Source organism: Collimonas sp. PA-H2, assembly GCF_002564105.1.
GTDB lineage: Bacteria > Pseudomonadota > Gammaproteobacteria > Burkholderiales > Burkholderiaceae_D > Collimonas.
Genome location: NZ_PDBX01000001.1, coordinates 18,277 through 32,119 on the forward strand (window position 1 = coordinate 18,277; position 13,843 = coordinate 32,119).

At 61.0% G+C, this 13,843-nt stretch carries 9 protein-coding genes; 4 read left to right on the top strand and 5 right to left on the bottom strand.

The window, feature by feature from the left end:
- Positions 1–68: 68 nt before the first annotated feature.
- The 3 genes from aceA to BCF11_RS00100 form a co-directional block, all read right to left on the bottom strand.
- Positions 69–1,364 (bottom strand): isocitrate lyase, encoded by a 1,296-nt coding sequence (gene aceA / locus BCF11_RS00090; protein ID WP_098492927.1) that lies wholly within the window; start codon positions 1,362–1,364, stop codon positions 69–71.
- A gap of 313 nt (positions 1,365–1,677) precedes the next feature.
- A complete protein-coding gene (locus BCF11_RS00095; RefSeq protein ID WP_233212315.1) occupies positions 1,678–4,053 on the bottom strand; it encodes a TonB-dependent receptor in 2,376 nt (791 codons plus the stop codon).
- Between the two features lie 146 nt (positions 4,054–4,199).
- Positions 4,200–4,535: a hypothetical protein gene (locus BCF11_RS00100; RefSeq protein ID WP_098492929.1), complete on the bottom strand. Its 336-nt coding sequence runs from the start codon at positions 4,533–4,535 to the stop codon at positions 4,200–4,202.
- A 399-nt stretch (positions 4,536–4,934) separates the two neighbouring features.
- Here BCF11_RS00100 and BCF11_RS00105 point away from each other — a divergent pair, with 399 nt between their 5' ends.
- Together BCF11_RS00105 and BCF11_RS00110 are read left to right on the top strand one after the other, a co-directional pair.
- Positions 4,935–6,110: an efflux RND transporter periplasmic adaptor subunit gene (locus BCF11_RS00105; protein WP_098492930.1), complete on the top strand. Its 1,176-nt coding sequence runs from the start codon at positions 4,935–4,937 to the stop codon at positions 6,108–6,110.
- 14 nt (positions 6,111–6,124) lie between these two features.
- Positions 6,125–9,247 (top strand): efflux RND transporter permease subunit, encoded by a 3,123-nt coding sequence (locus BCF11_RS00110; protein ID WP_098492931.1) that lies wholly within the window; start codon positions 6,125–6,127, stop codon positions 9,245–9,247.
- 129 nt (positions 9,248–9,376) lie between these two features.
- Here the strand turns inward: BCF11_RS00110 and BCF11_RS00115 are convergent, their stop codons facing one another.
- Positions 9,377–10,333, bottom strand: a complete 957-nt coding sequence (locus tag BCF11_RS00115; RefSeq protein WP_098492932.1) for a lipase secretion chaperone — start codon at positions 10,331–10,333, stop codon at positions 9,377–9,379.
- Between the two features lie 8 nt (positions 10,334–10,341).
- Positions 10,342–11,316 (bottom strand): triacylglycerol lipase, encoded by a 975-nt coding sequence (locus BCF11_RS00120; protein WP_098492933.1) that lies wholly within the window; start codon positions 11,314–11,316, stop codon positions 10,342–10,344.
- A gap of 200 nt (positions 11,317–11,516) precedes the next feature.
- On the opposite strand from BCF11_RS00120, the gene BCF11_RS00125 reads away from it, so the two are divergent.
- Together BCF11_RS00125 and BCF11_RS00130 are read left to right on the top strand one after the other, a co-directional pair.
- On the top strand, positions 11,517–12,047 hold the full coding sequence (locus BCF11_RS00125; protein ID WP_098492934.1) for a PaaI family thioesterase: 531 nt from the start codon (positions 11,517–11,519) through the stop codon (positions 12,045–12,047).
- A 339-nt stretch (positions 12,048–12,386) separates the two neighbouring features.
- Positions 12,387–13,838: a condensation domain-containing protein gene (locus BCF11_RS00130; protein ID WP_158229111.1), complete on the top strand. Its 1,452-nt coding sequence runs from the start codon at positions 12,387–12,389 to the stop codon at positions 13,836–13,838.
- Positions 13,839–13,843: the final 5 nt, after the last annotated feature.

The window sequence follows — 13,843 nt, forward strand, 5'->3', positions numbered from 1 at the left end:
GATAACACCAGCGCTCTGCCGGCGGACCGGCGTTCAATAAACCTGATCGTTCTACTGAATTAATCTAATCAAGCAACCTTGGCTTCGAAGAATTGTTCATCTTCGGTCGAACCGTGCAGCGCGGTCGTCGAGGACTGGCCTTGCTGGATGGCCTGGGTCACGGCATCGAAGTAACCGGTACCAACTTCGCGCTGGTGCTTGACCGCGGTGAAGCCCTTGTCGGCGGCAGCGAATTCCGCTTCTTGCAGCTCGACGAAAGCCGACATCTGGTTGCGTGCATAACCGTGCGCCAGGTTGAACATCGAATAGTTCAAGGCGTGGAAACCGGCCAGCGTGATGAACTGGAACTTGTAGCCCATGGCGCCCAGTTCTTTCTGGAACTTGGCGATAGTGGCGTCGTCCAGGTTCTTTTTCCAGTTGAACGAAGGCGAGCAGTTATAGGCCAGCATCTTGCCTGGGAACTTGGCGTGCACCGCTTCCGCGAATTTCTTGGCGAACGCCAGGTCCGGCTTGCCGGTTTCGCACCACACCAAGTCGGCGTATGGCGAGTAAGCCAGCGCGCGCGAGATAGCCTGGTCGATGCCTGGACGGGTCTTGTAAAAGCCTTCCACGGTACGCTCGCCAGTCAGGAACGGCTTGTCGTTTTCATCGACGTCGGAAGTCAGCAAGTCGGCCGCTTCGGCATCGGTACGGGCAATCACCAGTGTCGAGGTGCCCGAAACGTCTGCCGCCAGGCGCGCTGCGTTCAGCTTTTCAACCGCTTCACGGCTTGGCACCAGTACTTTGCCGCCCATGTGGCCGCACTTCTTGACCGAAGCCAGCTGATCTTCAAAGTGGACGCCGGCAGCGCCGGCATCGATCATCGATTTCATCAGTTCGTAGGCATTCAGCACGCCGCCGAAACCGGCTTCTGCATCGGCCACGATAGGCGCGAAGAAGTCGATGTCGTTCTTGCCTTCCGACCATTGGATCTGGTCGGCGCGCTGGAAGGTATTGTTGATGCGCTTGACTACCAGCGGCACCGAGTTGGCCGGATACAGCGACTGGTCGGGATACATTTCACCGGCCAGGTTGGCGTCGCCTGCGACTTGCCAGCCCGACAGATAGATCGCCTTCAAGCCAGCTTTAACTTGCTGCATCGCCTGGTTGCCAGTCAGTGCGCCGAGAGCGTTGACGAATGGCTCTTCGTGCAGCAGCGTCCACAGCTTGTCGGCGCCGCGCTTGGCCAGCGAGTGTTCGATCTGGACCGAACCGCGCAGACGGACTACGTCTTCTGCCGAGTAATTGCGGGTAACGCCCTTCCAGCGTGGATTCTCTGCCCAGTCCTTGGCCAGTGCTGCAACTTGCTGTTCACGTGTAGTCATCGTCGTTCTCCTGTTAAAAACAAAAAGTGAAATCAAATCCGATGACTAAATAGTAGGCTTATCTGTGCGCGGCAACAATGTCTTATATAAGACATATAAGTTTTTTTATTTCCTTTAAATTCAATTACTTAACTTTTAAATTTCGCGATGTGGAATAAAATTTCTGAGAATGAAATTTTAAAATGGTGCTATGCATTTGCATTTTTCACATTATGAAATGTAAATTGCGTATCCTGAAAAATGAAAAAAAAGCGAGGAGCAAACTCCCCGCCTTCGCCATAGCACTTTGATTCAGTTATACAACCGGCTTCAATTAGAACGCCTTGGTCATCGACAGATAGAAACCGCGCCGCTGTCCATACTGCGGCGCGCCGACGCCGATGCCGGAACCGTCGCGGATTTCATACACCTTATCGAACAGATTGATCACGCTCAAGCGGGTGGTGACCTTGCCGATCGGGCTCTCGCTGAACACGTGGCTGGCGCCGAGGTTGACTTCGGTATACGCCGCCAGGTGATCTGTATTGGCGAAGCCGCTGCGCAGGCCGCTGCCGAACAAGGCGTCGGCAGTCATGGTGGTGCCGTGCCACACGTAGGAAACTCCGGTCGAAGCGGTGATTGCCTGATCGTGATCCAGATGCACCCAGTTGCTTGAGATGTAGTCGATTTTGTCTTGGGAGAAGTTGTACTGGCCGGACACGATATTCTTGCCCAGAGCCGTAGCGCGCGCCAGATTCAGATACGCCCCCAGATCGCCATTGCGATAGTTCAAGGTCAGCTCCAGCCCATAGACCTTGCCCTGTGCGTAGTTAAACGGCGTATACAACAGGGCCGAGCCGAACTGCCCTTCGTCCAGCAGGTTCTTGACCTTCTTGTAGTAGCCATCCAGCCCCAGAGTCAGGTGCTGCGTCAGCTGATGATTGACGCCCAGGTCGAAATAGTCCGAACGTTCCGCCTGCACCGGATCGTTCTGGCTGCTGGCGGAAGCATTGGTGGTGCCGTTGAAGCTGGCGATGGTGCTGGAGCCGATCAGCTCGCTGGCAGGCGGCGTAAAGTACCTGGCGTAACCGGCATGGAAGGTGGTGCGCGGCGTCATCTGGTAAACCACGCCGATGCGCGGGCTGAACTGGCTGGCGGTGACGTAGGCATTCACCCAATCAGCACGAGCGCCGTAATTGACGGTCACCTTGTCGCTGATTTTCCACTCATCCTGCAGATACAAGCCGGTCTGGTTGGTGGTCTTCTGGCTGCTGTCGGCCAGCGCGATCGGTTGGGTAGCGAGCTGGTTGCCGTTGTCGTCGGCCAGGAAAGTCAGCGAATTGTCGCTGTTCTTCAAGTTCTCGCGGGTGTAGTTGACGCCGGCGCGGATGGTGTGGTTCGCATTCAGGCGGTAACTGCCGTCCGCCTGCAGGCCATTCGCGAGGCCGGTGCGCAATACCCGCGAAGCGACGCCGGTGTACAGCAGGTCGCCGACCTGGTCCGGCTCGAACAGCACTTTGGAATAGCGGCTGAAAGCGGCCACCTGGTAATCGATATCGGCGCCGATCTTCCCTTGCAAGGCGAGGATGCCGTAGCGGTTGGTTTCGTGCTGCCGTTCATTGACGCTGGCGGATGGATAGTCGCTCACCCCATCAAGCTGGAAAGCGGGAGTCTTGCCTGGACTGTTCGGTATCTGGAAGCGGCCGTCCGAATTGCCCAGGATCAGGCTGACGCGGGTATCGGGATCGAGCAGATAGGAAAAATAGCCGAAGGCCTTGTTTTGCAAGGTACGGTCATGCAAGGCGCTGGAAGCGCCGGTAGGATTCTCGATGCCGAGGTTGTTGGCTTCAAACGAACCGTTGATGTAATAGCTGAAGGAATCGGTGCTGCCGCTGACGTCGCCGCTGACCTGGCGCGTATTGTTGCTGCCGATCTGCACACCGATGTTGCCGCCGTCGGCCAGCTCGCCGGTCTTGGTATGGATATCGACCACGCCGGCGGTGCGGTAGCCGTATTGCGCCGGCAAGGCGCCGGTGAGTACGCTGACGCTGTCGACAAAGCGCGTATCCAGAGTCTGGCCGAAGCCGGAAATGCTTTCCGGCAGGATGATGCCATTCAGGCGGTATTGCAGATTGGCGTGATCGCCACGCACGTGCAGCTGGCCGAAGGAATCCTGGGCGACGCCGGGCGCGCGCAGCAGCACTTCATTGAAGGCCGTGTCTTCGCCTTGCGGCATGGCGGCGATTTCCTTGCGGCCGATACGGTAGATGCTGCTGCCGGTCTCCACCTGGATGCCGTTGCGGGCCCGGTCCAGGCGGTCGGCGGTGACCACTACCGCATTGCCGGCATCGACCTTGCCGGCCTGGCTGGCTTTCAAGGTGACGTCCGCCGTCGCGCCGTTCTCGTCGGCCACGGTGACGGTGCCGTTCTCAGATTGGAAGGAAGGCTTGCCGACGCTGATGGCGTAGCTGCCGGGGGCGATGTCGCTGAACGTGAAACGGCCTTGCTGGTCGCTTTTGGTGGTGCCTACCGCTTTGCCGGTAGCGTCTTTCAGGGCAACAGTAGCGTCCGGCAAAGGATGGCCGAGGGCATCGTGGACGGCGCCGCTGATCTGTTTAGGGGCGGACTGCGCATAGGCAACGGCGGGTGCAAAACCGGCAAAGCCGTAAGCGAGCGCAATCAGGGCGCTTAATTGTAATCGGCGCAACATGCGTGTTTTCATACTCAAACTCCGGTAAGACGAATAACCCGGCCGGCATTTCCCGCATCGGCCCCAATTAGAGATCGGGGCGCACGGAAAATCGCTACAGGCAGCTTGGGGTCAAGCAGCCTCAGGCCAAAAGAAAAAACAGAACGTCAGACCAGGGAGGATGGCGGAGCTTGGGAATGCGGCGTCAGATAGTGTTTCTGCGCCGGAGTAAAGGAATATGCCGGTTCGGCGGTGCTGCTGTAGACGAATACCAGTACCGGCGTCAGCACCGGCACCGGGGTGGACGGGACCGGCGCCGGGAAATCGGCCGCCAGATCGCAGCTGATACAGTCGGAAGATACTTCCGCCAGGCTGTGCTTGTGGAAGGCCATCCCGACCAGCTGCAGCACCAGGATCGCCAGCGCCAGCCACAGTGCGCACTGCTGCAAACGCAGCTTGAAGCGGCGCCGCGCATGGAAATGGGATTCGACGATCAGGCGCATGGCGGCGCCCCGCGCTTAGCCGGCGTCCCGCCCTGCCCGGCCGCGCACGCCTCCAGCGCACGTGCTGGACGCGGCGCTGGCTGGGTTGGGCTGGTTTGAGGACGCATGCGGTGTAAACCTGTTTTATAAGCGGAATTGGAATCCTGAGGAATCCGGAACCGCAAACAGAGAGTGTAATCGCGAACCGGCATTGCTTGCAAGCCAATTGCAACACAGTTGCAGGAATTGTCATGCGTTTCCAGGCTGGCCGCCAGCAGCCCTCTGTTTGACATTCAGGCAGGCCGCGGATCATCGCGGCCAGGCCCAAGCTCCATCAAAAATGTTTCTACACAGCCATGCAAGTTCCTCCATAATATGCCACAACTTTTTTCCTGACCTGTCACATTTACCAGGGCAATCATGACAAATCCTTCCCCGTCGTCGCGTTCACGTATCGGCTGGCGCAAGCCGCTTGCCCTGTTGCTGGTCATGGCGCTTGGCGGCGGCGGCTGGCTCGCCCTGCATGGCAAGAACAGCGACGCCAGACAGGCCGCCAATGACCAGGCGCAAAAGCCAAAGGCGCATGCGTTTGAGCTGGCTGCCAGCGACGTTGCGCTGATCGGCGCCAGGGAGCTACGCATCACCCTACCGTTGTCGGGATCGCTGATGCCGCTGGTGCAGGCCACGGTCAAATCCAAGGTCGCCGCCGAAGTCCGTGAAACCCTGGTGCGCGAAGGAATGCAGGTCAAGCGCGGCCAGGTCATGGCCCAGCTCGACACGGCCGACCTGAAGGCGCGCTACGCCAGCCAGCAGGCAACGCTGGACGAAGCCAAGGCCAAACTGGCGCTGGCCAACAAGAACCACGACATCAACCAGATGCTGCTGAAGCAGAAATACATCTCGCAAAATGCCTTCGATACCGCCCACAACAGCGTCGAGGTGGCGGCAGCGGCAGTCAAGTCAGCCTCGTCGCAGCTGGAAATCGCGCAGCGGGCGATGGATGACGCCACCATCCACGCGCCGATCGCCGGCATCGTCAGCAAGCGCGAAATCCAGCAAGGCGACAAGGTCTCGCCCGACTCGCCGCTGTTTGCCATCATGGACCTGAGCCAGATGACGCTGGAAGCCCAGGTGCCGGCCAGCGAGATCCCGCGAGTCAAGCTGGGCCAGGACGTGACGTTTGCGGTGGACGGCTTCCAGGAGCGCCGCTTCGCCGGCAAGGTGACGCGCGTCAATCCCGCTACCGAAGCCGGTTCGCGCGCCATCAAGGTGTATATCGCGGTCAACAACAGCGACGGCGCGCTGAAAGGCGGCATGTTCGCCAAGGGCGCCATCACTCTGCAAAAGTCGGAAGTGCGGCCGTTGCTGCCGCTGGGCGCACTGCGCCGCGAAAACGGCGTCGACCTGGTCTACACGGTGCAAAACAACCTGATCGTGGCGCAGCCGGTGACGCTGGGCTTGCGCAACGACGATGAAAACCTGGCCGAAGTGACTTCGGGCCTGGCGGCAGGCGCGCATGTGATCGTGGTCAGGCTGGACGGCGTCAAGCCCGGCAGCGCGGTCAAGATGGCGGAAAGCGCCAAGCGCAACAGCTAAGGGATACGACCGCCATGTGGATAACCAAAATCAGTATCAACCACCCGGTGTTCGCCACCATGGTGATGGTGGCCTTGCTGGTGCTCGGCCTGTTCTCCTACCAGGAACTGGGGCTGGAACAGATGCCGGACATACAGACGCCGGGACTGCTGATCGAAATGCGCTACCCGGGCGCATCGCCGGAAGCGGTCGAAAACGACATCACTAAGCCGATCGAAGACACCATCAATTCGGTCAGCGGCATCAAGACCATCCTCTCCAGCTCATATGAAGGACGCAACGACACCTGGGTGACCTTCGAGCTGAGCGTCAACATGGACCGCGCGGTGCAGGAAGTGCGCGACAAGATCGCTCAGATCCGCCCCAGCATGCCGAAGGACGCCAAGGATCCATTCATCGTCCGCGGCGACACCCTCAACAGCCAGCCGCTGGCTTCGCTCAGCGTGACTTCCAGCACACGCAGCCTGCGCGACCTCTCGACCCTGACCGAACAGATCATCGTCAAGCGCCTGCAGGCGGTGGCCGGCGTCGCCAAGATAGCTGTCGGCGGCAATGTCAGCCGCCAGGTACTGGTGAATCTCAAGCCGGAGCAGATGGCGGCGCAGAAAGTCGGCGTCGACGAAGTCTTGAATGCGATCCAGAGCACCAACCAGGACATGCCGGCCGGCCTCATCACCCGCGGCGCCTCCGAACAGCTGGTGCGGCTGGAAGGCAAGATGAAAGATCCGCGCGCCTTCGGCCAGATCATCGTCGCCCGCCGCGGCGGCACCCCGGTCTACCTGGACCAGGTGGCGCAGATCGTCGACGGCGAGCGCGAAGAAGCCTCGATTTCGCGCTTCAACGGCCAGCGTGCCATCAACCTGGATATCACCAAAATCCAGGATGCCAACATCGTCGCGGTCGGCGATGGCGTGCGCAATGAAGTGGATGTCCTGAAGACGCAGCTGCCGAAGGATGTCGAAATCAAGATCGTCCATGCCAATTCGGACAACGTCAAAAGCTCGCTCGATCGGGTCAAGGAAACCATCCTCGAAGGCGCGGCGCTGACGATCCTGATCGTGTTCCTGTTCCTGCACTCCTGGCGCAGCACCATCATTACCGGCCTGACCCTGCCGATTTCCGTGATCGCCAGCTTCATCGCCCTGCACGCTTTCGGCTTTACCCTGAACTTCATGACCCTGATGGCGCTGTCGCTGTGCATAGGCTTGCTGATCGACGACGCCATCGTGGTGCGCGAAAACATCGTGCGCCACCTGGACATGGGCAAGAGCCACGTCGCCGCGGCGCGCGACGGCACCCAGGAAATCGGCCTGGCGGTGATGGCCACCACCTTTGCGATTGTCGCCGTGTTCGTGCCGGTAGCGTTCATGAAGGGCATCATCGGCCGCTTTTTCCTGCAGTTCGGCGTCACCGTCACGGTGGCGGTGCTGGTGTCCCTGTTCGTCAGCTTTACGCTGGACCCGATGCTGTCCTCGATCTGGCCCGATCCGCCGGAGAACCGCTTCCAGCGCCTGCCCTGGCTGGCACGGCTGATGGCCGGCATCGAACACTTGATCGAGCGCATCCACGGCGTCTACGGCCGCATCCTGCAGCGCGCCCTGGCATGGCGCAAGACCACGCTCACCCTGGCGCTGGCGCTGTTCGTCGGCAGCCTGTTCCTGGCGCCGCTGGTCGGCACCGAATTCATTCCGGATACCGACCAGGGCTTCATCGCGCTCAAACTCAAGACCCCGGTCGGCTCCAGCCTGGCATACACCGACAGCAAGATGCACCAGGTCGAAGACGCGCTGCGCCAGATGCCGCAGATCGAGACCATCAGCACCACCGTCGGCACCGACGATGGCCGCAATGCGGCCGACATGAATCTCACTTTGACCAATCGCAATACCAGCCATCGCATCGCGCAGAAGGAAGTGGAAAAGAATATCCGCGAGCGCCTGAAATCGATTCCCGGGATTGAGCTGTCGGTCGGCTGGGACAAGCCTATCTACGTGGCGATCCTCGGCCCCGAGACCGACAAGCTGAGCGCCATCGCCGACCAGGTGATGCTGAAGATCGGCAAGATCAAGGGCATCACCGACCTCGAAAACAGCCTGACCGCGGCCAACCCGGCAGTCACCATCAAGGTCAACAATACCCTGGCCAGCGACCTCGGCCTGAGCGTACAGCAGATCGGCGCCGCCCTGCGGCCGTTCGTCTCGGGCGACGCCAACGGCCACTGGCTGGCGGCGGACGGGCAAAACTATGAAGTCAATGTGCAGCTGCCGAAATCCGGCCGGCAGAAGATCGCCGACCTCGGTGACCTGTCGGTCGCCAGCAGCAACCTCGACAGCGACGGCAAGCCGATCATGGTGCCGCTGCGGCAGGTGGTTGAATTCGTCCACACCTCCAGCCCCCGAGTGATCAAGCGCCAGGACCTGCAGCGTCGCATCGGCATCTACGCCAATGTCGAAGGCCGTCCTTCGGGCGACGTCGGCACCGAGGTGCAGGCTGTGATCAAACAGATAGAACTGCCGCCCGGCTACCGTTTCGATGTCGGTGGCCGCACCAAGGACATGCAGGAGGCATTTGGCTCGGCGCTGGCGGCGCTGGGCATCGCCGTGATCTTCATCTACCTGATCCTGGCGTCGCAATTCGGCAGCTTCCTGCAGCCGATCGCCATCATGGCCTCGCTGCCGTTTTCCCTGATCGGCGTGTTCCTGGCCTTGCTGATCACCGGCAGCACCTTGAACATCTTTTCCATCATCGGCTTCATCATGCTGATGGGACTGGTCACCAAGAATGCGATCCTGCTGGTCGATTTCAGCAACCGCGAACAGCGCGGCGGCCGCTCGCAGTACGAGGCCATCCTGGCGGCCGGCCAGGTGCGCCTGCGCCCTATCCTGATGACCACGCTGGCGATGCTGTTCGGCATGCTGCCGATGGCGCTGGGCCTGGGCGACGGCGGCGAAACCCAGGCGCCGATGGGACGCGCGGTGATCGGCGGCATCATCACCTCCACCCTGCTGACCTTGGTGGTGGTGCCGGTGGCCTATAGCTACCTGGACAGCTGGGGCAAACGGGCGCTGCGCTATTTCAAGGGCGGCCACGCCGAGCACACGCCAACCCTGCCCGGAGCACAAACTCCTCTCACTTAAGCTTCTGTCCCATCTAAGCGCCGCCAACGTCATTCCCGCGAACGCGGGAATCCATTGTCATCGCCATATTTAGTAATTTGGATTCCCACGTTCGCGGGAATGACGGCCCAATTCGATTTTTCTGCCGTCTCAACGGCGATCCAGCCCCTGCGCCCGCATGCGTTCGGCCGGATCGCTGAAGGTCTGGTTGCGCAAAGCGTCAATCTGACGGTTGCGGTCTTCTTCAGCGCTGCCGGCCTGCTGGCGGATCTGGTCGGTGGCCTGGCGATACTGTGCGTAGCGATCCTGCCAGGCTTGTTCCTCCTGCCCAAGCTGGTCGAAGCGCTGCGCCGCCGCTGTACCGAACTGCTGCGCCATCATGTCGCGCTGCGCCTGCTGGCTGGCGCCCTGCTGCCGCAACTGGCGCAGATCGTCAAAACTCTTTTGCACAGGATCGGCTGCGCTTAGGCCACTCTTGACGCCGCTGCGCAAAGCCGCCAGCATGCGTTGCGATTCCGCCTCTTCATCGGCAAACCAGATCCTCGCCACCTCCATGCCCAGCGTGTCCTGGCGCAAGCGCGACAACTGCGCCAGCCAGCTTGCCATGCGCTCCGCATCCAGCGGCGCCATCTTGCTGTCCGCGGTAAGCGCCGGCGGAGTTTGCCTGTCCAGCAACGCGTCATGCGCCGCCAGATACGCCACATAGGCGCGCGCCAGCCGTTCGCCGTCGACGTAAGCCGACGCCGGCAGGCTGCTCTTCAGGTAAGCCAGCAACTGCGCCATGTGTTCGCTGCGGGAACCCGGCAAGCCGCCCAGCAGGTAATAGTCGAAGACATCGCGCAAGGCGCGGTTGACTTGCAGATGCTGGTCCGCGCCCACCGCCAGCCCTGGCGGCGGGCTGGTGTCCCTGGCGGGCGGCAGATTGTCGCTCACGGCGGCATTCAACTGTCCGGGACCGAAGCGGTCCGCCGCGTTGGCGGGAATAGCTGCTTGCGTGCCGGCGGCAGCCGCTGCCGGTTGCGCCGAGCGGGAGCAAAACAGCGCTGCGGCAAGCAAACCAAGCACCACCACCGCCATCCCTAACATAAACCGGTGTCTGGTCTGCATCGCAGCTCCTACAGACCGGCGGTCTTGAGACGATTGGCCTGGGTGCGGATGGTCACCACAGGATCGGCGCTGAACAGGCCGCGCAGGCCGAACAGCTGGTTGACCTCGTCCAGGTGGTTCCAGCCGTATACGCCCAGCTCACGGCCGAAGCGCGCGCTGCACACCGGTACCAGCCCATCGTTGGCGCCGCCGCCGGCAGTCTTGATGATCACGCTGCCGAGCACCATGACCGGATCGGTGACATCGAGGATATTGGTGCCGCCCTGGTTGCCGCTCCAGGAATACAGCAGCTGGGTATTGCCGCTGCGGACCTCGGACGTAGCACCATTCACGCTACAGTTGGCGGGCACGCCGGCGCTGGGATAAAGACGGTTGAAATTCGCCGCACCGGCCGTGGTCAGGCCGCTCAAGGCTGCCAGCGGATCTTGCGGCTGCGGATTGCCGACGAACAGGCTAAGCAGCTGCCCGAGTATCGAAGTGCCGTCGGCCAGCAGGTTTTTCAAGGCCTGGGGCGTCATGTTGACCGTGTCGGCTACCGGGGTTCCCGCATGCGGCGTGCCGATGGTGGTGACCGAGGCGATCCATTGCGGCTTGACCGCGGCGGCGTAGCGTGAAGTAGTGCCGCCCTGACTGTGCGAAATCAGGTTGACCTTGCTGGCGCCGGTAGCGGCCAGCACGCTGCTGATCTGCTTCAGCAATTCCTCGCCGCGCTGTTCGTCGCTGTTGAAGGCGGCGACATCGGCGACATACACCGTGGCGCCATTGGCGCGCAGGTCGCTGGGGATCTGCCACCAGTAGTCGACCACGCCGAAGTACTTGGAAGTGCCGGCCAACCCGTGCACCAGCACGATCGGATACTTGGTTTGCGCGTAGGCGCTGGACGCTGAAGTCCCGAACAGGCTGAACACGGAAGCCTGGGCCTGCCCCAACGGCAGGCAACAGCAAAAGACAGAAGCAACTGCGATTCGGTGTAGCGATTTCATAATCACATCTCCTTATATAAACGCACGGTCGTGCTCTTTTGTTATCTCAATAGTACACATATACAGACCTGTCTACAATCAATACCCATCGTGCAGAGCAGCATTGCAAACCGCCCAGCCAGCAACGGTCGGCAGCAGCGTTCCAGCCGGCAGGGCATAATGACGCGGCCCACCAAATCACCAGATCAAAAGGAGAGAACATGCCGACCCGTGAAGAAACCCTGGCGCAATGGCAGGCGCAGGAAACCGCCGTGCGCGTCAAACTGGCCGCTCCCGGCGTCGCCTCGCTGGAGCAGCTGAAGCAGTACAGCGGTGTCGAGTTTTTACAACGCATCCTGGACGGCGAACTGCCGATACCGCCGATAGCGCAGACGCTGGATTTCACCCTGCTGGAAGCTGAGCCGGGCCGCGTAACGTTCCAAGGCACGCCGGGCATGCAGCACTACAACCCGCTCGGCAGCGTGCATGGCGGCTACTTTTGCACCTTGCTGGATTCGGCGCTGGGCTGCGCGGTGCAATCCACCCTGCCGAAAGGCAGCGGCTACACCACGCTGGAACTGAAGGTCAACCTGATCCGCGCGCTGACCGATAAGACCGGCCCGGTGCGCGCCATCGGCAAGGTGATACAGGTCGGCGGCAGGGTCGGCGTGGCGGAAGCCAATATCGTCGACGTCGATGGAAAAATTTATGCGCACGCCACTACCACTTGCCTGGTGTTTGCGCTACCATAGCAAGGTCGGCACGGCGCCTGGCGAGCAAGATGCAGCAAGCTTGCCGGGCCGCGCCCTATGCTCCGTAACACTTGCATGATTTCCTGAAGTCAGCCACAGGCGATTGCCGCCTGCATCGGCACAACCATCTAACACCAATCACTGCTTTTAACTAGCTGTCACTTTTTATAGCTAGCAAAGCGGAAATCCAGCAGATATATTCTTTTGCGCCTGCAAACGGCCGGCGATACGCATCGACCATCCATTGCCGCGATGACTCAATCCGCATGGCTAACCTCGATGCCGTCAGCGCGCAGGCATACAGATCATTCCAGTTGCATTGATGATAGGGAGAACTGCTTGAAAACCGTCGCCCACCCTGCTGCCGCGGCCGCGCTGACCACCAGTCAAATGGCTGCGTGGCTTAGCAAATCGGTCGCGCCTGGCTGCAATTTCAATTGCGCCGAAGCGGTCGATATTTTTGGCGAAGCTGATCTTGTGCTGCTGCTGACAGCGATGCAGACAGTGGCGGATGAAACCGAGTCCGCACGCGTGCGCCTGCTCGATACCGGATACCAGCCGCGACAGATCATCGAACGGTATTTCAGCGGCGAATTGCCGTATCTTGATTTCAGCCGCGAGCGCGAGCCGGAGGCCGCGGCGGAAGCCTGGATGCACGCCGATTTCAGCCGCCCCATCGATCCGCTGCGCGAGCGGCCATGGCTGTCGGCCTTGCTCCGCACGACCCGCAATCGCTACATCTGGTATCACCGCAGCCATCGCATCTTGCTGGACGGCTTTGACGGCGGCCTGATGGCGCATCGCCTGGCTGCCGTTTACAGCGCACTGGTGAAGAAGGATGCGGTCCCGGAAACACTGCCGCCGCCATCGATTGCGCAGCTGCTGCACGAAGAAAGCGCCTATCTCGTATCAAAAAGCTACGCACAAGATAAGCAATACTGGATGGAACGCCTCACGGATGCGCCCGCGCCGCTGACCCTGGCCGCCCTTCAGCCAGCCGCTGGCGCCGGCATGCTGCGGCAGACGGTCCATTTTCCGGCTGCCGGCGTCAATGCTCTGCAGGACCTCGCGCGCAAGCTGGAGATCAGCTTGCCGCAACTGCTGACAGCCGTCACCTCAGCCTTTCTGTACCGCACCACCGGCGTGACGGACATGGTGGTCGGCGTGGCGACCAAGGCAGCCCGTGTGCTGCCGCTGCGGCTGGCGCTAAGCGCGGAACTGTCAATCGAACAGCTGATGCGCGATGTCGGCCGGCAGATGCGGAAAATCTTGCAGCACCAGTCCTATCCCTGCGAAACGCTGCGCGATGAGCTGCATGGATTGCCCGCTGCAAGCTGCTTGTTCAGCACCGTGATCAAAGTCGAGTCCTATCACAGCAACTTGCAGTTCGGCAGCCACCCAGCCAGGCTGCGCAAGCTGTTTGCCGGTGGCGCCGAGGACTTGACTATCGCCATCCATGAGCGCGGCGCCGGCCAGGACTTGCAGATTGACTTCGACGCCAATCCTGCCCTGCACAGCGCACAGATGCTGGCCGAACATCAGCGCCGGCTGCTCACCTTCCTGGCAGCGGCGACGCATAGCCCGGCGCAGAAGATCGGCCAGCTGGAGCTGTCCGATGCGACCGGGCGCAAACATCTGCCGGCAAACCGCAACGATGCCGAACCCGCAGCCGCGGACAGCAATCTGGCGCGCCTGATAGAAGAACAGCTCGCGCGCAACGAACAAGCCGCCACGCTGCATTTCGACGGCGAGCCGCTACCGCGGCGCAGCGCGGAAAACACCCCTAATTGATGATC